Annotated in this window: 22 protein-coding genes, 2 tRNA genes and 1 riboswitch; of the genes, 4 read left to right on the forward strand and 20 right to left on the reverse strand. The window is 65.0% G+C overall.

Features of this window, described 5'->3' with window-relative positions; translation table 11 throughout:
- Positions 1 to 47 precede the first annotated feature (47 nt).
- From D3218_RS10675 to D3218_RS10695, 5 genes are all read right to left on the reverse strand, one after another.
- Entirely contained in the window at positions 48 to 1,139 is a 1,092-nt protein-coding gene (locus tag D3218_RS10675) for an HlyD family secretion protein (protein ID WP_119540064.1), read from the reverse strand.
- 55 nt (positions 1,140 to 1,194) lie between these two features.
- Positions 1,195 to 2,790: an MFS transporter gene (locus tag D3218_RS10680; RefSeq protein WP_119540065.1), complete on the reverse strand. Its 1,596-nt coding sequence runs from the start codon at positions 2,788 to 2,790 to the stop codon at positions 1,195 to 1,197.
- Positions 2,791 to 2,909: 119 nt separating this feature from the next.
- Positions 2,910 to 3,320: a MarR family winged helix-turn-helix transcriptional regulator gene (locus D3218_RS10685; protein ID WP_168990480.1), complete on the reverse strand. Its 411-nt coding sequence runs from the start codon at positions 3,318 to 3,320 to the stop codon at positions 2,910 to 2,912.
- Positions 3,321 to 3,471: 151 nt separating this feature from the next.
- Complete coding sequence (locus tag D3218_RS10690; protein WP_119540067.1) at positions 3,472 to 3,756, reverse strand: HNH endonuclease; 285 nt, start codon at positions 3,754 to 3,756, stop codon at positions 3,472 to 3,474.
- Between the two features lie 292 nt (positions 3,757 to 4,048).
- Positions 4,049 to 4,123 (reverse strand) — tRNA-Thr (locus tag D3218_RS10695).
- A 162-nt stretch (positions 4,124 to 4,285) separates the two neighbouring features.
- On the opposite strand from D3218_RS10695, the gene D3218_RS10700 reads away from it, so the two are divergent.
- A tRNA-Phe gene (locus D3218_RS10700) sits at positions 4,286 to 4,361 on the forward strand.
- Positions 4,362 to 4,367: 6 nt separating this feature from the next.
- Here the strand turns inward: D3218_RS10700 and D3218_RS10705 are convergent.
- The 3 genes from D3218_RS10705 to D3218_RS10720 form a co-directional block, all read right to left on the reverse strand.
- A complete protein-coding gene (locus D3218_RS10705) occupies positions 4,368 to 5,492 on the reverse strand; it encodes a tyrosine-type recombinase/integrase (protein WP_119540068.1) in 1,125 nt (374 codons plus the stop codon).
- 243 nt (positions 5,493 to 5,735) lie between these two features.
- Complete coding sequence (locus D3218_RS10715; RefSeq protein WP_119540070.1) at positions 5,736 to 6,464, reverse strand: hypothetical protein; 729 nt, start codon at positions 6,462 to 6,464, stop codon at positions 5,736 to 5,738.
- A 61-nt stretch (positions 6,465 to 6,525) separates the two neighbouring features.
- Positions 6,526 to 6,720, reverse strand: coding sequence for an Arc family DNA-binding protein (locus D3218_RS10720; protein WP_210209667.1), 195 nt, complete (start codon positions 6,718 to 6,720; stop codon positions 6,526 to 6,528).
- Positions 6,721 to 6,833: 113 nt separating this feature from the next.
- Between D3218_RS10720 and D3218_RS10725 the strand changes: the two genes are divergently transcribed.
- The 3 genes from D3218_RS10725 to D3218_RS10735 all read left to right on the forward strand — a co-directional run bounded on the left by D3218_RS10725 (position 6,834) and on the right by D3218_RS10735 (position 9,853).
- Complete coding sequence (locus D3218_RS10725; RefSeq protein WP_119540071.1) at positions 6,834 to 7,301, forward strand: Arc family DNA-binding protein; 468 nt, start codon at positions 6,834 to 6,836, stop codon at positions 7,299 to 7,301.
- Positions 7,302 to 7,320: 19 nt separating this feature from the next.
- On the forward strand, positions 7,321 to 8,223 hold the full coding sequence (locus D3218_RS10730; protein WP_168990481.1) for a DUF2971 domain-containing protein: 903 nt from the start codon (positions 7,321 to 7,323) through the stop codon (positions 8,221 to 8,223).
- A 733-nt stretch (positions 8,224 to 8,956) separates the two neighbouring features.
- Positions 8,957 to 9,853, forward strand: a complete 897-nt coding sequence (locus D3218_RS10735) for a DUF3800 domain-containing protein (protein WP_119540072.1) — start codon at positions 8,957 to 8,959, stop codon at positions 9,851 to 9,853.
- Between the two features lie 492 nt (positions 9,854 to 10,345).
- On the opposite strand, the gene D3218_RS10740 is transcribed toward D3218_RS10735, so the two are convergent.
- The 12 genes from D3218_RS10740 to D3218_RS10795 form a co-directional block, all read right to left on the reverse strand.
- Positions 10,346 to 11,515 (reverse strand): phage major capsid protein, encoded by a 1,170-nt coding sequence (locus tag D3218_RS10740; protein WP_119540073.1) that lies wholly within the window; start codon positions 11,513 to 11,515, stop codon positions 10,346 to 10,348.
- A 12-nt stretch (positions 11,516 to 11,527) separates the two neighbouring features.
- The gene (locus D3218_RS10745) at positions 11,528 to 12,166 is read right to left on the reverse strand and encodes an HK97 family phage prohead protease (protein WP_119540074.1); all 639 of its coding nucleotides are present in this window, start codon (positions 12,164 to 12,166) and stop codon (positions 11,528 to 11,530) included.
- 171 nt (positions 12,167 to 12,337) lie between these two features.
- Complete coding sequence (locus D3218_RS10750; protein ID WP_119540075.1) at positions 12,338 to 12,589, reverse strand: hypothetical protein; 252 nt, start codon at positions 12,587 to 12,589, stop codon at positions 12,338 to 12,340.
- A gap of 485 nt (positions 12,590 to 13,074) precedes the next feature.
- Positions 13,075 to 13,974, reverse strand: coding sequence for a primase-helicase family protein (locus tag D3218_RS10755; protein WP_119540076.1), 900 nt, complete (start codon positions 13,972 to 13,974; stop codon positions 13,075 to 13,077).
- A 123-nt stretch (positions 13,975 to 14,097) separates the two neighbouring features.
- Positions 14,098 to 14,487 (reverse strand): hypothetical protein, encoded by a 390-nt coding sequence (locus D3218_RS10760; RefSeq protein WP_119540077.1) that lies wholly within the window; start codon positions 14,485 to 14,487, stop codon positions 14,098 to 14,100.
- A gap of 209 nt (positions 14,488 to 14,696) precedes the next feature.
- Positions 14,697 to 15,362, reverse strand: coding sequence for a thiaminase II (tenA, locus tag D3218_RS10765; protein WP_119540078.1), 666 nt, complete (start codon positions 15,360 to 15,362; stop codon positions 14,697 to 14,699).
- Positions 15,363 to 15,364: 2 nt separating this feature from the next.
- Positions 15,365 to 16,006, reverse strand: a complete 642-nt coding sequence (locus tag D3218_RS10770; RefSeq protein WP_119540079.1) for a TenA family protein — start codon at positions 16,004 to 16,006, stop codon at positions 15,365 to 15,367.
- A complete protein-coding gene (gene thiD / locus D3218_RS10775; protein WP_119540080.1) occupies positions 16,003 to 16,824 on the reverse strand; it encodes a bifunctional hydroxymethylpyrimidine kinase/phosphomethylpyrimidine kinase in 822 nt (273 codons plus the stop codon). The genes D3218_RS10770 and thiD overlap by 4 nt, the downstream gene beginning before the upstream one ends.
- Complete coding sequence (locus tag D3218_RS10780; RefSeq protein ID WP_168990492.1) at positions 16,821 to 17,768, reverse strand: ABC transporter substrate-binding protein; 948 nt, start codon at positions 17,766 to 17,768, stop codon at positions 16,821 to 16,823. The genes thiD and D3218_RS10780 overlap by 4 nt, the downstream gene beginning before the upstream one ends.
- Positions 17,768 to 18,562, reverse strand: a complete 795-nt coding sequence (locus D3218_RS10785; protein ID WP_119540082.1) for an ABC transporter permease — start codon at positions 18,560 to 18,562, stop codon at positions 17,768 to 17,770. Before D3218_RS10785 ends, D3218_RS10780 begins: the two co-directional genes overlap by 1 nt.
- Positions 18,563 to 18,696: 134 nt before the next feature.
- A riboswitch (TPP riboswitch) is annotated at positions 18,697 to 18,800 on the reverse strand.
- A gap of 127 nt (positions 18,801 to 18,927) precedes the next feature.
- A complete protein-coding gene (locus D3218_RS10790) occupies positions 18,928 to 19,179 on the reverse strand; it encodes a DUF2171 domain-containing protein (protein WP_119540083.1) in 252 nt (83 codons plus the stop codon).
- A gap of 22 nt (positions 19,180 to 19,201) precedes the next feature.
- Entirely contained in the window at positions 19,202 to 19,378 is a 177-nt protein-coding gene (locus D3218_RS10795) for a DUF2934 domain-containing protein (protein ID WP_119540084.1), read from the reverse strand.
- Positions 19,379 to 19,731: the final 353 nt, after the last annotated feature.

The following is a 19,731-nucleotide window of genomic DNA, read 5'->3' on the forward strand; positions in this document are numbered from 1 at the left end:
TCCTTGCAGGGGGCCGCGGCCGAAGCCGGCCGTCCCCCCGCGGCTCCTCACCCTTGCGTCTCGTCCGCCGGAGCTGTCGGAGCGTTCCCTTCGTCGGTGCGCGCCTCGGCCGCCGTGTCGAGGCGCACCACCACCGACATGCCGGGCACCAGCGCGCCCGCCGCCGCTTGGCCGGGATCGATCGAGATGCGCACCGGCAGGCGCTGAGCCACCTTGGTGAAATTGCCCGTGGCGTTGTCGGGGCGCAGCACCGCGAATTCCGAGCCCGTGGCCGGCGCGAAGCGTTCGATGCGGCCCGACAGTCGCGCACCCCGCAGGGCGTCCACCGTGAAGTGGACGGGCTGGCCGACGGCCATGCCCGGAAGCTGGGTTTCCTTGAAGTTGGCGACCACCCAGACCGTTTCCGGCACGAGGCTCGTGAGCTGCGTTCCCGCCTGGACGAACTGGCCGAGCTTGACCCCGACCTCGCCGAGCCGCCCGCCCTTGGGCGCGAGGATGCGCGTGTTGGCGAGATCGATCTGAGCGAGCCGCACCGCCGCCTGCGCGCTCTGCACCGCCGCCTCCAGCGACTGGCGCGAGACGATCACCGTCTGGAGATCCTGGCGCGAGACCTCCAGCGAGGCGCGTGCCTGGTCGAGCGCCGCCGCCGCCTGGTCGCGCGTGCGGGTGGCGACGTCGAGGTCGCTTCCGGGCACGAAGCCCTGCCGGGCGAGCGGTGCGATGCGGGCGAAGTTTCCCTCCGCCGTGTCGAAGGCGGACCGGGCGCTGGCCACCGCCGCCTCGCTGGCCTTGACCTTGGCCTCGGCCGAGCGCCGGCCCTGGCGCGAATTGGCGAGCTGCGCCCGCTGCCCGTCCAGTGTCGCACGGGTCTGCGCCAGCTTCTGCGAGAAGATCCGGTCGTCGATGCGCGCGATGAGCTGGCTGGCGACGACGGTTTCGTAGTCCTGCACCGGCACCTCGACCACGGTGCCGGCGAGCTGCGGCGAGATCACGGTGACCTGTCCGCGCACATAGGCGTCCTCGGTGGTTTCGATGCTGGTGGCGAAGGGCGGGAGGCGCCAGGCGTAGAGAACCAGCGCGACGCCGGCGAGGCCGACGCAGACGGCGAACAGGGTGGAGAGGGCGCGGGACAGCTTCATCGGACGAACTTCGGCTGGGTGTCGGAACGGGGAGGGGGAGGGATTCGCGAGGGCTTCAGGCAGCAGCCGCCTCTCGGCGCGCCGCACGCCATCGGCCGAGATGGATCGCGGCCAGGTGCACGAGAAGCGCGGCGAGCCCCAGGGAGGCGAGAGCGGCGACGGCGAGGAAGGCGTCGTTATAGGCGAGGATGTTGGCCTGCCGGGTCGCCTGCGCGCTCAGCACCGCGAGCCCCTCGGCCTGGCGCAGCGCCGCGTCGGGCAGGACGGACGCATAGGCCGCGCCCGTCCTGGCGACGCGTGCGGCCACCACCGGATCCGACAGGACGACATTCTCGGCGATCTGGCTCGAATGGAACTTCTCCCGGATCGTCACGAAGGTGCGGAACAGCGCCGAGCCCATCGCGCCGCCGAGCGACTGCGTCGTCAGGAACACGATCAGGAAGGACAGGATGTAGTTCATCCCGCGCTTCATGGCCGAGGTGAACCCGACCGCCAGCGCGGGGGGCAGGAACAGGACGCCCGCCGCCGAGATCAGCCCCTGGCTGAGATACATCCCCTCGGGGCCGGTCAGCGCGGTGGCGCGCGAATCCATCAGCGATCCCGCGATCAGGCAGCACAGCGCGACGATGTGGATGTAGGGCGCACGGCCCGGACGCACGATGAGCGTGCACAGGAGCCCCGCGGCAACGCCCGAGGCGATCATCACGAGGTAGAGCGTCGCCATCTGTTCGTTGCGCAGGCCCAGCACCTGGAAGAAGCCGTTGGCACCGCTCGTCTGCTCCGACAGGAGCAGCCGGAACAGAAGCAGGGTGCCGGCGAAGTGCACGATCTCCCGGGAGGTGATCCAGCGAATGTCGATCAGCGGGTTGGCGCGGTTCAGCTCCACCACCACGGCGACCGTCAGGCTCGCGATGCCGAGCGCCAGGAGCGCGCCGATCCACGGCGCCTCCAGCCACCAGTAGAACGGGCCCACCGTCGCCACCACCGCGAGCGAACCGAGGCCGACGGCGATGAACACGTAGTTCACGACGTCCATCCGCTCGATCACCGGCGTCTTCGGCGGCGAGTTCAGCGGCAGCAGGCGGATGAACCCGAAGCTGACCAGAGCGAGCGCGGTCTCCAGGAGAAACAGGCCGTTCCAGCCGCCGAGATCGAGAAGGCGCGGCGACACGAGACGCGCCAGCGGAGCTGCGATGGACAGGTTCGTCATCGCCAGGCTGACGCCCACCGTCATCTTCCGCTCCGGCGGGAAGGACTCCAGCATGTAGAGGAAGGCGAGCGACGACATCGGCGAGGCCGCGACGCCGGCGAAGAAGCGCACCACGATCGCCGACTGGATGTCGTCCACCACGAGATGCAGCGACGCGACTCCGACGAAGGCGACGATCGCGTAGGTCGCGAACAAGCGCAGGCCGAACTGCGCGCGCACCTTGGTCAGGAACAGCGTCATGCTGACATTGGGCGCAAGATAGGCGGCCGAAAGCCACACGGTCTCGTTCAGCGTGGCGCCGAGCGGCCCCTGGATCTGATAGAGATTGGCGGTGACGAGGTTGAGCCCGAGCCCCTGCGTCATCGCGATCAGGGTCGAGGCGAGGATGTAGAGCGCGGCCCGCCCGGCCGGCTTCGGCACGAAGGGGGCAGGCGCCGGCATCGGCGCGCCCCGGCGGCTGGACCGCGGCGCTTCAGGCGGGGTGCCGTCCGGCGCCGTGTCCGCGGGGGCGGGGCCGCCGACCTGGGCTGTCGCGCGTGCGGCATTCGCAGGCTCGTCGGTCATTTCCCGCCTCCCTCGACCGGCCCGTCCAGCGTGTCGGCGATGGCGCGCAGTACGCCGAGCGCCGCCTCTAGCGCGGCCGCGTCGCTGCCGGCGAGGATCGTCTCCCGCAGGCGCCGGGAGATCGCGGCCACGACCTCCGCCTGGCAGGCGCCGCGTTCGGTGAGTTCCACATGCTTGGCGCGCCGGTCTCCGGTCACCGCGCGGCGGGCGATGAGGCCGAGCGTCTCCATGCCGTCGAGGAGCCGGACCACCGTCGGACCTTCCAGTTCGAGCTCGGCCGCGAGATCGGCCTGGCGCAGGGGCTGGCGATCCGCCAGCACCGCGAGGACGCGGGCGCGGGGATAGGTCAGCCCATGCCGCATGACCTCGGCGTTGAAGCGCGTGCGCAGCTTGCGTGCGGTCTTCACGAGCGTTTCGGTGAAAGCGGCCTCGAGGAGGGGATCGGCGGGCGTCATGCGGCGGATATAGATAGCGCACTATCGATAAGCAAGGCATCGATATTCGCCGAGGGGGCATGGATCGCCTCCGCGTGGATCTCGCGGCGCTCGGTCTTCCGCCTCAGCGGGGCTTGCGTGTCGGCGCGTGGAAGTCCGGCGGCTTGTCGGCGATCCAGCGCAGGAAGCGGGCAAGTCCCGGCTCGGCCGACAAAGGCACGCCGTTTTCGGCATGCCGTTCGAGGTCGGCGTTGCTGAAGCAGGCATGAAGCGTGCGATGGCAGATCGGATGCACGGGGACGGTGTCCCTGCCGCCCCGGCTCTTCGGCACGGGATGATGCCATTCGACTCGGGCGCCGAGGGGGCGGGCGCAGAGCCAGCACGAGACCGGCTCGGGCACCGCCGGCACCGCGTCCTCGCTCCATCGGCCCCGATGCTTCCTCGCCACCGCACCCTTCTCCGGTCGTACGCCACCGCAGATGCGGCACCGACCGGCAGGGATCAATGGGGCGCTCCGACGCAGAGCCGCGCCTTCGGCGGCCGGTGCGGCGCACGTTGAGTGTGGTACCCGTCGAGCCGCGCCTGCGAAACCCTTTCGCGCAAATGCGAAGAGGGTGCGAGGCCGTTCGGCGGACATCCCGCCGCGAGGCGTTAGCCGTTACGGCGTCGTTCCGAGGGGATGCAATGGTGTGGGGGAGGGCTGGTGCTGCGAGAGAGGATTGAACTCTCGACCTCTCCATTACCAATGGAGTGCTCTACCACTGAGCTACCGCAGCTGGCCGACGGCGGCTCTATTGCCATAGGCTGGCGGGGAGCGCAAGGCGTGTCGTGCGGCGGTTTTTTCGCGACCCGCCACGCGGGGGCTGGACAGGTCGTCGGACCCTGACTATAAGGCGCGAACCGAACGAAGCGACCCACCGGGCCGCCTTTCGGACGGCGCCCAAGTAGCTCAGTTGGTAGAGCATGCGACTGAAAATCGCAGTGTCGGTGGTTCGATTCCGCCCTTGGGCACCATTCATTTTAATTCTCGTTTGATTGCAGTGCGTTGGAGCGGGAATTTGTCCCACTCTGCTCTTTTGCGTCTTTTGGTGGGACTTTTGCGGCCCCTGAAAGTTTCGCCCCGGCGCTTCCGGCAATCGTCCGCTGCCGCGCCCCGCGCGTGTAGCGATCGATCTCCTTCGATGTGGTGTGGCCGGTGATCGACATGATCTGCCGATCCGTGCATCCCAGCTCAGCCATCCGCGAAGCCGCTGCCTTACGCAGTCCGTGCGGTGCGCAATGCCCGACCCCGGCGTCCCGGCACCACTTTTTGAAGCGGTTGTAGAACGAGGTCCCCGACGCGAAGGGGCGGCCGAACTCGGAGACGAGAAACGTCTCCTCACCAAGCTTCGAAGCGTCGAGGATCCGCTGCAACTCGTCGATGATCGGAATGCCGAGATCGACCGGCTTGCGGTTCCGGTTCTTGTTCTGCCGGAAAACGAGCCAACGCTCGCCCTCGATTTCCTCCACATGCTGCGGCCCGAAGAGGCGAACGTCCTCCCGGCGCTGGGCGGTGTAGAGGAGCAGGGCGAGCGCCAGGCGCGCCTTGGAGCCGACAGGATGCCGATCCTCGTAGGCGTCGATCTCCTTCAGCGTCCATGCGTGAAAGCCGTCCGGATTGCCCTTCAGATAGGCAACATCGGCCGCGTGGTTGCGATCGACGATCTCGTCCTCAATCGCGAACTTGTAGAGCTGCCGAAGCGCCTTCACCATGGCGTTCGCGGCTTCCGGTCGATCCGCCTCGATGTCTTGCCGGCGCCGAATGTGAACGGGCCGCATCTTCGCGAAAGGCTTTTCGCCTTCCTTCTCGCACAGCCGTTCAAGGATGCCCCGGCGCACGCGCTGCGTGACAGGCTCCAGTCCACGGAAAGCCGCGCTTTGGAAGTAGCGAACGCACACCCAGCGGAGCGAGCCTTCGCCGATCGTCGCCGCTGTGGCCTTTGGCTTCAGGCGACCTGCGACGGCCGCCTGATAGTCCTCCAGGAAGTCCGCCGACCCTGCCGGGCCGCGCAGGCGGATCTTCCGGCCGCCCGGCTTGCGGTAGTAGATCCGCACGTTTCCATGACGATCCACGTCTTCAACGACATGGCGAAAACTGCCCTTCATCGCGCCCTCGGCGCTTCGGGGAGATCATCCCACTCGTTCACGACGCGGGCCGCTTCGTCCGGAAGGTCGTCGATTGCGGCGTCTAGGCGGTGCACGTCCCAAAGACGACGAGTGCCGACCCGTTTTGCCTTCGGCATCACGCCGGACCTGACCAGTTCGTCGAATTTGGTGGCGCCGATGCCAGCGTAGGCAGCCGCCACCTCACGATTAACCAGCCGAGGCGCCAGAGGGGAGGGGCGCCTTTCAGGCATGGACCCCGCCTTCCGGGCTCGAGAGAGCGGCGAAAATCAGGTCCATATGCTTTTCGCTGGGAAGCACGTGCGCTCCGAAGCCATGGTCGGACTTGATGAAGTCGCAGTACTGCCAGACCTCCCGGAGCGTGCGCGGACGATAGGCCAGCACAGCATCGAGCGCCGCGTGCATCGCCGCTTCAGCTGCATTTTCGCGCGCTTCCGCCGCGGGCAAACCCATCGTTGCCGCGCGCTGCTCTACCGCCTCGTAGCCTGAACTCAGTCGCTTCATGTTCTCAGCCCTCTCGGCGAGAGCCATGTTGAGCGATCGCTCAATGTCCCGATCTGTAGCGGGGCCGGAAACAAGGCGCACGAGATCGTTGATCGCCCTCGCAGCGCGACCGTGGACGACATTGGCGTGCACTTCATTGCTGTCAGCTATTGTGATCTGCCAAGGCGTCTGGCCGCTGCACTCGACCACAACGGGATCGGTACGCAGGCTGTCCCGATAGGCCTTCGTCAGCGCACCGCACTGCTCTTCAGCTTCGGCCCATTCCGTCTCGGCGGCAATGTAGCGCTGGATCAGCTTGTCCAAGTCGGAAGGGATTCCCGCCGCAGACGCCAGCGCCGCCGTCGAGCTAGCGGCGAGGGCCAGCGCGCCGATGCTGGCGAGCGCGTCACGGCGTGTGAAGCCTTGACCTTTGATTTCCGGCTGGGCCGTCGTATATTCGACCGTGTTCATCTGATTTCCTGACTTGATTGGATGGACATTCGATCGCTGCTCCAACAGCGATCGGCGGATATCAGACGGCCGATGCGCTCTTGCCGGAGCGGTCGGCCGTTTCCGTCTCGATGACGTTCTTCTCCAAGATCAACACGATCTCTGCGTTCATGCTGCGCCGGTTCAAGGCTGCTTGGATCTTCAAGCTGTCGCGCAATCCATCAGGCAAGCGAATGTTAAATTGCTCGGATCGGCGAGAGATTGCGGGCTGTGCCACGGTGCATGTTCCCCTAGCTGATTACTACGTCAGCGAAGCTAGTGGAATACTAGGGTTGCGGCAAGCGCTTTTTGATAGTTTTTCACTACGTGACGCAGAGGGGGCGATGATCGGTGGCTAGAGGCGACTATCCAAGCGCGAAGCAGGACCAGTACATGCTGCGTTTCCCAGACGGGATGCGCGAACGGCTGAAGCACGAAGCCGAAATGAACGGCCGCTCTCTCAACGCCGAGATCATCTATCGCCTGACCGGCACGATCGAAGCCGACGACGAAAGCCGCTCGACCGCCCGCGGCGTCTACGACATCCACCTGAAGCTGCCCGGCTCCGTCCGCGATCGCATCTATGCCGCAGCCGAAGAGAACGAGCGCACCCTCACCGGCGAGATCATCTACACGCTGGAACGCGAGTATCCCGATCTTGCTCCGCTTGGGGATATCCTCGACATCATCAACTTCAGCCTGGAACGCGCGAAGAGGAAGGGCGACGCTCGGTCCCACTATGAACTCGAACTCGCGCTGGAACGCGTGCGCGAGTTTTACCGGCATAGTTCAGACGATGGCTCGGCGGGACCGAGTTAAGGAGTGGATTAGGCATAGAATGTCCGGCGCAATCACACCAGTCCAGCCACCCCAGAATTACGTCCTGCCGTCACACGACACACTCTACCATTACTGTACAAACGACACTTTTTTAAAGATAATTGAAGGAAAGTGCCTGCAACTATCTGACCTTCGATTGTCCAACGATACGATGGAGGGAAGTTGGGTTCAGCATGTTGTTGCAGAGATGTGTGCTAGCGATCCTGTTTTGGCGCCCCACACCGACCGAATTTCTGCAATGATCGAAGATGCGGTCAAAACATTCGCAAACGTCGGTTTCTGTTTATCCGAAGACGGCGACTCGCTTAGTCAATGGCGGGGGTACGCCGATGATGGACAAGGGATGAGTATCGGCTTCTCCAAAGAGAAGCTGCGGGACTCTTCAAACTTTCAAGCCAATGGCATCGCCGTAAACATGTTGCAGCGCGTGGAATACGATGCCAGCACGCAGCGCTCTAGAATTCTACCAATACTTTTGAAGATAAAAGAAGGGGTTGAGCAGGGAGCTTTCAGCGTAGCTGCTCTGTTTGGGTTGCTTAGTAGCGCAGAGGAGAGAGAGATAAAGAAGCAGGCTCAGGATGTGGCATTTAAAAAGGTGGTCAACCACATTTTTGAGCTATTCCCGTTGTTTTATCAATACAAAAACCCCGCGTTCCGTGAGGAGCTGGAGTGGCGTCTCATCTACTATCGGATTGCCGAGAAGCAAATGTCATTTTTTGCAAAGCGCGATAGGATCGTCCCTTGTAAAAAGTTCAGTTTCGAAGGCCGCCACGAATATATGATTACAGATGTCGTCATCGGGCCGAAAAACATTTCGGATGTGTCGTTGGTCCAAGAGGTGATGGCCTCACGAGGCTACTCAGCTGTGACCGTTCGCCGTTCATCAGCCACGTATCGTTGATCGGTCAATAAAATCTTCGCGGTAGCGATCGTCTTATCCGCGAGCCGGAGACGTTCGTCGCGCCGATGCTCGCCTTGCGTCAACGCCACCGATCCATCGAAAGGCGTGCGCCAGCGCTATTGGGACGAGGCCATTCGGGACGATGCCCTGCGAGATCATCCACTCGACAACCTACTCGGCCGTCCTCACCCGCGGGCGAGTTTTGGCCGTCACAACAGCCCGCCGCCCGCATGATGCAGGTCCCCACATCGAACGAAGCCGGTGCCGTCTGCCAACTCGATCCAGCCGCTATTGTTCATTCAACGCTTGCGAACGCTGGCGATTATCACCACCGCGTTGGCAGGAAGTTCGCGCAGAGTTTCTGGCCTTGGGCTGACGAAGTGGCTGCCCACGCCTTTACGAATGATTTCAATAGCCTATCGGGAGTTTGTTGATCTACAGGGCTGGGGCGGGTTCTGGACGAACCTCAATCGCCCAACGGAAGGCTGCCATGCACAATCAAGGCCGCTGGGAGGAGCATCTTCATCTGTCGACCGGTCGTTAGGCGAAGGGCGCCCTCCATTCGAGATGAGCTGGCTACTGTATCGGTCGCTGTCGTTCGTAGGCCATCTGTTCTCGTTTGGTTTCTCCAGCTGAATCGCGGATAAGGTCACGCTCGAGTCGGTCTGGCTCTAGATTTTCGATCGTAATCCTCCCATGTTCAATCGCCATCCCAACCCATTGAGTGCGTTTAATGCCCGACCGGAATTTGCTCATTTACTGCGACGAGTCGCTGAGCAAGGGCGCATTCTTCTCCAATTTTTACGGCGGCGCACTAATTGAAGCTAGTGATCGGGAAAGTATCGAGCACGCGCTTGACGCGGCTAGGCAAGCAAACGGCCTCAACGCGGAGTTGAAGTGGACGAAGATTTCGGCGGGTTACAAGGATAAGTACATAGCGTTTATCGATGCGTTTTTTGATCTGGTGGCGGAAAATCGCATCAAGCTGCGGATCATGTTCACCCAAAACTCAAACCGGCCTCTTGGTTTAACGGATGATCAGATCGATAACGCGTACTTTCTTCTCTATTATCAGCTGATAAAGCATGCTTTCGGCCTTGCTTATTGTGGAACGAGCAGGACGAACAAGCGGGTGTCTATCTATCTAGACGACATCCCGGATAACCGCGAGAAGTACGAACGTTTTCGTGAATTCGTCGCAAGTCTCAGCAATAGCGCAGAGTTTCAAGCGTCTGGCGCATACATCCCAATAAGTGAGATCACTGATGTCGACTCCAAAAAGCATGATATACTACAAGGTCTCGACATAGTTTTAGGAGCAATACAGTTTCGCTTGAACAATATGCACCTCGAAAAGCCCCCTGGGCAATGGAGGCGAGCGAAACGAACGGTAGCGAAAGAGGCGGTATATAAGCATATCCTGAGGCGGATCCAGGCGATCTATCCAAACTTCAACATTGGAGTGAGCACGAGTAGACAGGGCGACCCGCGGAATGTCTGGCGTCAACCATACAGGCACTGGCTATTCGTGCCTAAAGACTTCGCTGTTGTACCTGGCCAGAGCAAAAAAGACATCGCTAAGCGCAGAAAGGCCCCGCAACCGACTACAAGTACCCCTAATATGAACTAGAGGCTTCATCGGAAGCAGGGCCCACAGGTAATATGGCGAGATTCGGGGTTGACTTCAATCCCAAATCGGTCCTTGCCCGAATGTTATCAACAGCGCTTTGCCGCTAGCAGACATCGCTCATATGTCAACTGCCGCAGCGCATCGACCGTGTAACCCTCACGGATTAGGCGCTCTTGGAGCTTGCAAGCATCAGCAATGGATGCACGGCTGGGATCGTACGAGGAGCCGGAAAGCGGCTCGGCCATGTGAATGAACGCCGTGGCGATCTGCCGGCGGTCGTACCCCGCCCGCGTTGCTCGATGCAGCGCATCGCGCATAATGCGCGCGAGCGGAGGAACCCGTTTTCGACGAACCCTAATTTCCGAAGGCATCTCTCAAAACTCGCAGCTAAACTTCGCCGTTGACGGCGATCTTCGGATAGGTGGCGGCGGTCTGGGGGACCGTCAGACCGCCGCCGGGTCCGGAGCGAGGGGAAAGGCGCTCCGAAGGCGCTTAGGCGACGAAACCGAAGTCGCCGTAGATCAGGGCGTTCGGGTTCTTCACCGCAAAAGCGAGGCGTTCCTCAGCGAGGATGGCGACCAAGTTGCGCGTGAAGAAGTCCGAGTGCTCGGTGCTGATCTCGACGCGCGGGAGCCACCGATCGTAGACGGTGGCCGCACTCTGGAACGAGCCGACCAGGAACTTGTCGATCGGCATCGAGGTCGTCTCGACGACGGGCAGGCCCCACAGCACGGCCGAGTCGCGAATGCCCGGATTGCCGAAAATGAAGTTGCCGCCTGCGTCCTTCTGAAGGCGGATCCGCATCCAGTCCGACGGGTGCATAATGATGCCATCAGGCGGGAAATCGGTGAGCGACGCCTGAAGCACGGCGAGGCCGACCTGATCGATAATGGTCGAGCCGCTGATCGTGAAGGGCGCTGCATAAGCCGTTGCCTGCGGGATCATGCCGAGAAGGTTCTCTCCCGTTCCCGAGCCCATGAGAAGCTGCTCGTCCTCCTTCAGCGCCAGCCCATAGCGAAGATCGTTATCGATGATCCCCGCGAGCTGCGCGGCATTGTCGAGGATCTGACGCGACGCCGGCACCCAATGCGCGATGACCTTCGCGCTGGTCGTCTTCATCTCGAAGCTGATGGCGCTTTCGGGCTTGAGCTGACCTTCGGCAACCATGGCCGGCGCCGACGAGCGCGCCGTTTGCTTCGGATACTCGACCGCGCCCGTTCCGATCTGGATCGAGGGGATGAGGTCGCGCACCCGCAGCGGACGACGGGGCAGGAGCACAGCTTCGTCACGATGGGGCCGGATCAGCGCTCCGCCCAACGTGGCGCCCGAGGTGATCGTCGTCTTCATCAGCAGCCCTTCGGACTGCTTCCGGCGATCCGCGTTGTTGCGGAAGCCTTCGATGTCGACGCCCTTCACAAACTGCTCGCCCCAGGTCTCTTCGCGTACCGGCGTCCCGCCGCCAGCTCCGCGCGCCATCTTCTGTTCGAGCTCGTCGAGGCGCGCCTCTGACTCACGGCTTTTTGTGGCGCCGTCGTCAGCCGTTTTCTTGATGGCATCGAGGCGTGCCGCGACGGCCGTATCGCGCTGCTCGATTGCCCGCGTGATGGTATCCACATCGACGCCGCTGCCGGCATTGGACTTGGTTCGAAGATGCATGTGCATGGGAGCGTTTCCTTAGAAGCGTCGAGCCGACGCCTGAAGCGCGGCCAGAAGGGGCGAGAAGTCGGAAGGGGCGGATTGGTCGAGCGCAGGCCAGCCGCCGAAGGCCACGCGACGCGCAGCCTCTTTCGACATGCCGGACTTGCGGAGGTGGTCTTCCAGCTCGCTCTTGCTGCCGAGCTGGATCAAGGCTTGACGGTTGGCGGGGAAGCTGACGACGGACACTTCGAACAGCTCGAGGGTGAGCAGCTTCAACACGCCCGTTTTTCGGTCGAATTCCGAACCCCCGGCGGGGATGTTATAACCAATCGAGAGCCCGGCTACGTCGCCACCGGTGACGTGGTGAAAGGCATCCTTGCCGGCGGTGGTCTGGGTGTTGAACTGGCCCCGGATGAGAAGGCCGATGTCGGTCTCTTCCATGTCCAGCCAGCGCCCGATTGGCTTCGCCCAATCGTGCATCCAGAGCATAAGGGGCATGGTCCCCTCGCGCTTGTGCTGGGCCAGCGACTTCGCGAAGGCGCCGGGCATCACCATGTCGCCGTAGCTGTCGACGTTGCCGAAAACGGAGCCGAGGCCCGTCACGGAGCCTGTCTCTGCGCTGGCATCGAACTTGAGCCGAAGGTAACCGGACTGCTTCAGGGAAAGTTGGGTCATCTGCCGATCTGACGTGAAGGAGCGAGCCGAAGAATCGGCTGGATCAAACTTCGCGTCCCGGCATCCACCGGTGGCAGGAAGGTCGCTGTCGCTCCGAACCCGTACCAGACGGTGAACTTCTGCGATCAGACGATTCCATAGCTACCGCGAGCCGGGACGCTCTTCAAGGGGTCAGTTCGCCGTCGTGCGACGTTCCACAGCCACGAGAGCGCCCCGCTGGATATTGTCGGCCATGGACCGGAAGATCCGCGCCGTCTGCTCAGCGCCCTCGTGGCGTGCGATCTGCGCGGCGGCGGTGGTGAGGAGCCGATCCATCGCCGTTTCGAACGACACGCCGCGTTCGATAAGCGCGACAAGGGTCTGATGGATGGCGCTGTCGGCCAGGGCCTTCAGTTCGGCGTCGGCAGTGTTCCGAATGGTCATCGGTCGGTCCTCTCAGTGCGCTATGGGCGATGGGAAAAGTAATGGCCCGTTTCCGGCGCCTCGAATGCTCAAACCCCTGCAATACAAGGGTTTCAGCGTGGTCAGCTCGGTTTTCGGACTTCGAAAAGTCGTCTCAGCAGAATTAAATCTCCGCGTGAGTTCCCCTGTGACGGAGGAGGGTCCCCAAGGCCGAACTTTCGACCTCCCCCCTCCCGTGCCTGCTGGATCCGGCCTGCCCGACCTCCTGCCTGTTGATGGGCCAAGGTCGGGCAGGCCTAATCGCTTGATTCCGTTGGCTTTGGTTGACCTGCCTAACCTGTCTGACCTGTGATTGATGCGTATGCGCACCTGCGCATGTGTATGTTTGGGGAAACGAGGTCGGACAGGCCGGACAGGTTAGGCATCCCATTGAACGGGCTTGCTTTTTCGCGTGGCTAACCTCGGCAAAGGTCAGCCCAAAAGGCCAGGCAGGTTAGGCAGACGCTTCACTCGTCGCTGCGATCCCACGGCACCGGCTGGCCGAGGTACGCCTCAAAGTCGTCCCGGCAGTCTCGCAGCGTCGGTAGCTCGTAGCCGTAGACCCGCTCCGGGGGACCGCTGTTGTCGTGCCGAACGCTTCGGCGTGTGTTGTGCGCTCTCGGCACGATCTTCTTTAGCCGCATGGCGAACTGCGTTTCCGACGACTTGCGATGCACACCGACGCGATCCGCTGCGGCCACGTAGTCGTCGACCAGGACGCGCGTCGGCACGAAGTCCGGCCACTCGTGGTGCCCGCGTGTCGGCATCCCTGCCTTCAAGCGGTCGAGCCACCAGAGCCCAACAGGATCGAGGCTGTGGATCTTCTGCTCGGCGAGTGCTTCCGTCTTCGGGATCTCGCGCAGGTTCACCGTCGATAGGTCGAAGGCTAGCAGGTCGTGGAGCAGCCGCTCCCGGCCCCCCGCGTCCATCTCGTCGGCCAGCTCCTGAAAGTACCCATGGTTTTGCGCCGAGTGGGGCGCTACGTCGAAGACAGCGAAGCGGCGTTCGTCATTGCCCGCCGGCACCACCCAGTCGTTGTTTGACGTGAAGATGATCCGTAGATGGTTGGCGAGACGAACGGGGTCGACGCCCTTGCTCTCGATCATCTGGGCCGACGAGGTAACAAGGCTCTTCAGCCTGCCCTCGGCCGTCTTGTCGCCCGCCCACACCGCTTCATCCGCCTGCAAGAGTAGAAGGCTCGCCATGTGGATGTTGAAGTTGCCGATCAGGTAGCGGGGATCGTCGACGAGCAGGTAGTGGGAATGGATCAGCGAACCCATCATCTCGCCGACGATCGACTTGCCATAGCCCTGTCCCCCGCGCAGCACGATCGACGTGCCCGGCTTCGATCGGGGCTGCTGCACCATCTGCGCGAACCAGGCGAAGAGCCAGCGATAGAGCGCAGGGTCGCCGTCGCAGACGTTCGTTAGGAGGTGGTCACGGAAGATGGTCCAGGATCCCTCCGCGCTCGGCTTCAGCGAGAAGCCGCGTCAGAGGTTCAGGAAACCGTCCCTGCCTTTCGCGCCATCCGGGCTAGGGAAGAACTCGAGCCCGGCGTAATCCCGCCGACCCGAGTCCATCAGCCATTTGTCGGCGTAGGAGATCGACCGGTCCTTGCCCTTCTCGTCTTTGAACGGATGTCGGGCGTTCTGGCTCAACGCCTTGAAGGCGTCGATCGAGATCAGCCGGACTTCCTCGTCAGGCTCAGCCCCAGGCCTTCGCCAGACGATCATCGGACCCTTGCCGATGACGACGAAGGCGAATTCCTCGTTCATCTCCTCGAGATCGTACCAGCCGAGGCGCAGCGCACTGACCCCGCCAGCGTGGGCAGTCGAGCTTTTTACAACCGGGCGCTCTGCCGTCTCTGCGGCGGCGCTCATGTCAGGAAATCGCTTGAACGAGTGGGACGCGAACGCCGAAAAGCTGTGTGTTCACCCGGTTGAAATGCCGGTCCCACTTCTCGCTAAGGCTTTGGCAGGCAGGGAGGAGGGCGCTACGCCCTTGGGCACCATTCCCTTTCGCACAGATCCCGTAGCCCGATCCGCCGTTTCGACGCGTGGTGTCGCCCCCGCTTGGCAGGGGCGAGACGTCAATGCGCGCGTCGGGCCGAATCGAGACCCATCTGCCAGAAGTCCGCTTCCAGCCGGCAGGCTGTGGCGAAGATCTCCTGCACCTGGCCGAGGCGCGCCGGCGTGAGGTAGCGTTCGGCCAGGCGGTCGAGATGCCCGCGCGCGCGCGCTGCGACGCCCTGGTAGGCCTCGCCCGCATAGTCGGCGATCCATTCGCGATAGGGATGGTCGTCGTGAAGCGAAGGGGCGAGGGCGCGGGCGATCTCGGCATAGCCGATCACGCACGGGGCGAGCGCGGCGTTGAGGTCCAGGAGGTCGCCGGACTGCCCGCAGTCGAGCACGAATCGCGTGTAGGCGACGGTCGCCGGATGCTCGGCCGCCCGCTCCAGGTCGTCCCGCGTCATGCCCCAGCGCGCGCACAGGCGCACGTGGAGGTGCATCTCGTCGTCCAGGATCGCCCCGAGCGTGCCCTTCGCCTCGCGCATGTCGGCGAGCGTGCGGCTCTTGTAGATGGCGAGCGCGTTGGCGCGGGCGAACTGGATGAGGAACAGGTAGTCCTGTTCCAGATAGGTGCGGAAGGCCGCCTGGGGCAGCGTTCCCGCCCCGAGCTCGCGCACGAAGGGGTGCTCCACATAGGCGGTCCAGTCGGCGAGGGTCGCCTGGCGGAGGCGGTCGAAGATGTCCATCGTCATGCCTCGTAGGCTGCGTCGAAGAAGGCGCGTTCCAGGCGCACCGCACGGCGGAAGAAGTCCGACACGCGCTCCGCCTCGGCCGGTCCGGTCCGGTCGAGCTCGGCCCGCAGGAAGGCGACGACGTCGCGGAAGTCCGGGTTGTCGTGCAGCGTGATCCATTCGGCCTGGACGAAATCGGGCGGAAGAGGCTCGGGGCAGCGTCGCGCCCATTCGAGATAGAGCCATTCGGCGACCACGAGGACGGCGAGGGCGGACGGGTAGGAGCGCGTCGCGGCGGCCTCGCGCATCAGCGACTGGAAGCCCGTGGTGGGCGCCTTGTCCGGCTCGTCGATGCGGCGTTCCACGTCGACGCCGAGCGCCTCGAAGGCGCGCAGGAAGTAGGTGTTCTCCTCGCCCGCGATCGTGCCGGCGAAACGGGCGAGGCGCAGGCGGGCCTCGAACGTGTCGGCCGAGGCGACGGCGGCGCCGAGCAGCGCCAGGAAGCTGTCGACGAAACGGTGATCCTGGACGAGATAGGTCGCCATCACGGCGGGCGCGACGCTGCCCGCGGCGATCTCGCGGACGAAGCGATGCTCGACGCTCGCCGTCCAGTCCGGCTCGCTCGCCTCGCGCAGCGCGTCGGTGAAGCGTGGGCTCATGCGTCGTCTCCTGTTCGGGTGGCGGGCCACCAGGCATGGAAGTGGTGGACGGGGCCGCGTCCGGTGCCGACGCGCAAGGAGTCGGCGGCCCGCAGGGCGTCGGTCAGGTAGGCCTTGGCGGCGAGCGCGGCGTCCGGCAGCGCGAGGCCGCCGGCGAGGCCTGCGGTCACCGCGGCGGCCAGGGTGCAGCCGGTGCCGTGGTCGCTGCGCGTGGCGATGCGGGGGGCGGGGAGGCGTTGCGTGCCGTCCCGCTGGAGCAGGAGATCGACACTGTCCGGTCCGCTCCCGTGGCCGCCCTTCACCAGCACGGCCCGCGCGCCGAAGCCGAGCAGCGCGCGGCCCTGGCGCTCCATCCCGGCCTCGTCCTCGGCCACCGGCAGCCCGGTGAGCAGCGCGGCCTCGTGGAGGTTGGGCGTCGCGACGTCGGCGAGTGGCAGGAGTTCGTCGCGCAGGGCCTCGATCGCCTCCTCGCGCAGCAGCCGGTCGCCCGAGGTCGCCACCATGACGGGGTCCACCACGGCGCGCCGGCCATGCGCGCGCAGGCGCTCGGCGATGGCGCGGATGGTCTCGCTGCGCGACACCATGCCGATCTTGATCGCGCCCACCGCGAGGTCCGACAGCACGGCGTCGATCTGCGCCGCGACGATGCCGGGCGACAGGTCCTCGATGGCGGTGACGCCGTGGGTGTTCTGCGCGGTCACGGCGGTCAGCACGCTGGCGCCGTAGACGCCGAGCGCGGAGAAGGTCTTGAGGTCGGCCTGGATGCCGGCCCCGCCGCCCGAATCGGACCCCGCGATGGTCAGTGCGATCGCGGTCACCGCGCGAGCTCCACCGCGTAATCGGCGAGCGGGGGAACCGTGTCGAGAAGGCCCTTCGACTGCATGTAGGCGGCGAACCGCTCGTAGCGCGCCGCGTCCAGCGCCGCCGGGCGCTTGGCGAAGCGCGGCAGCGTGTCGGCGAAGGCGCGCCGGTTGAGTTCGTCGTCGAGGTCGGGATAGGCCTTCAGGAACAGCGCCAGGGCCTCGTCGGGATGGTTGGTGGCGAAGATCGCGGCTTCCTCCACGGCTTCCACGAAGCGGGGCAGGCGGGGATCGGCGATCTTGTCGCGGCTGGTGACGAGGATCAGCTCGTCGTAGGCCGGCACCCCGTGCTCCTCGGGAAAGAAGGCACGACCCTCGTGGCCTTCGAGGCGCATCTGCGTCAGTTCGAAGTTGCGATAGGCGCCCACCGTGGCGTCGACATTGCCCGACAGGAGCGAGGGCGTCAGCGCGAAGTTGACGTTGACCATCTCGACGTCCGACAGCGACAGGCCGGCCGATTCGAGCATGGTTGACAGCACGGCTTCCTCGGTGCCGGCGACGGAGTAGCCGACCTTGCGACCCTTGAGGTCCGCCAGCGTCTTCACCGGCCCGTCGGCGCGCACCATCACCGTGGTCAGCGGCGTTTCCACCAGCGTGCCGAACCGCACCAGCGGCAGGCCCGCCTTCACGTCGAGCATGAGGTTGGGCTGGTAGTGGACCGCGACGTCGGCCTGGCCGGCGGCCAGAAGGCGCGGCGGGGCGGACGGGTCGGCGGGGGGGACGAGGTCGACGTCGAGGCCGCGCGCGGCGAACAGGCCCTTCTCGCGCGCCACCACCAGGGGCACGTGGTCCGGGTTGACGAACCATTCGAGGAGCACGGTCAGCTTGTCGGCGGCAAGGGCCGGCGCGGGGCCGAGCGCGGCGAGCGCGAAGCCCGTCGCGGCGAGGAGGGAGCGGACGATCATCGGGTCTGGGTCTTTCTCGTGGCGAAGCGTTGCAGGAAGGGGGGCGGCGCCTCCTCCGCGGCCCAGGGGGCGAGGCGGGGCGCGAGCTGGTCGACCAGGGCCCGCAGCGTCAGCGTCAGGGCGGCGAGGATCGCAAGGGCGGCGAACAGGAGGTCGGTCTGCATCCGGGCATTGGCCTGGATCATCAGGAAGCCGAGGCCGCCGGACGCACCGACCCATTCGCCGATCACCGCGCCGAGCGGCGCCAGCGGGGCGGCCACGCGCAACCCGCTGATCAAGGCCGGCACCGCCAGCGGCACGCGCACGTGCCACAGCGCCTGGAAGTGGCTGGCCTCAGTCAGGGCGGTGGCGTCCAGAAGGTCCGGGTCGGTGCGCCGGAGACCGTCGGCGAAGGCCGAGGCGACGGGAAAGAAGATGATCAGCGCCGCCATCACCACCTTGGACGCGATGCCGAAGCCGAACCAGAGCACCAGCAGCGGCGCCAGGGCGAAGACGGGCATCGCCTGGAGGATCAGGACCTGCGGCCAAAGGACGGCGCCGAAGCGCGGCAGGGCGACGGTGGCCAGCGCCGTCGCCATCCCAGCCGCGACGCCGAGGACGAGGCCCAGCGCGATCTCGACCCCGGTCACCAGCGTCTCGCGGCCGAGCCGCGCGGCATGGGTCCACAGCGTGCGCGCCACATCCAGCGGCGGCGGCAGCATGTAGCGCGGCGGCTCGAGGAGGAGCACCGTCGCCTGCCAGGCGAGGATGCCGGCCACGAGGCCGAGCGCGATCGCGCGGAATGCGCGCACCGGCCTCAGCCCGACACGGGGCGGTGGCGGGCGGACGGTGCGTCGGGCAAGGGGGGAACAGGTGGGCGCATGCGATCTCCCCGGCCGGTTTCGGCCACAAGAGATCCGGATGTCGAGCGGAGACAACGAAGGCGAAGGACGCCCATTCCCGTTCCTACGCCGGTATGACCCGGATCAGGTTCAAGGGTTCGGCCTCGCAGCCATCTCAGCACCTGTCGGTGCACCCCTCGGAATGGGCGGAAGATCGCGCAGCGCCGGCGCGAAGTCAATGTCGCCGCCGGCCGGGACGGTCGGACCGCACGCACCGGTGCGGCAACGGGCTCGGAAGGCGCGGCGTGAGAGGCGGGGCCGCGCCCCGTCGCGTCTCAGGCGGGCGAGCCGTCGCCTTCCTCTTCCATGGATACGGCTACGTCCGCGTTGGCCGACAGGCGCAGGCGGTCGCCCTCCACCTCGGCCACGAGGGCGAGGGGCACGTAGTGGTGGTGGCCGCGATGCGACCCTTCGCCGCTGTCCTTGCGCGTCAGCTTGATCCGGTTCTCCTCGACCCGGTCCACCGTGCCGACGTGGACGCCGTCGGCGCCGATCACGTCCATATGTTCCTTGATGTCCTGTCGCATGCTGGTCTCCTGCAGCCGGGCGTCAGCGCGCCACGAAGCGGTTCTCGTGGGCGGGCTCGTCCTTGCGCGGCTCTTTCTTGCCTTCGACTTCGCGCGCGGCGGCGGCCCAGAAGTCATGCTCCCGGCCCGTGGGCCGGCCGGCCTTCTCCCACAGGAAATAGGCCAGGTTCCGGATTTCCTGATCCCGATCCGACGTCATTGCGGTCTCCTCGCACGCTTACCGGTCCTGTCCCTGCGGCGCCGGGCGAACAACGCTCGTCGGCCATCCGGAGATCGACCTGTCGTCGGGAGTACATAAGCGTCCGCACCTATCCGGAAAGGCAGGCCGATGCGTGAGCGCGACGCAAATTTCGGCTCGGCCGACCGCCGCCGGAACGGCCCGGACCCTCTGCCTTTCGCAGCGGCGCGTTTCCATGCTATGGGCGCTGCCGCAGTCTCCGAGCGCCCCCCCCGGCGCGGCCGGGGCATCACGTCACGACGAGCCGTCCGTCCGCCGGGCGCACGGCCAGCCAGAGGCGAAGGCGTCGGCCTCTTGACCCATTCGTTCCGATC

Origin of the sequence: Aureimonas flava, assembly GCF_003583935.1 — a bacterium.
In the GTDB taxonomy this organism is placed as follows: domain Bacteria; phylum Pseudomonadota; class Alphaproteobacteria; order Rhizobiales; family Rhizobiaceae; genus Aureimonas; species Aureimonas flava.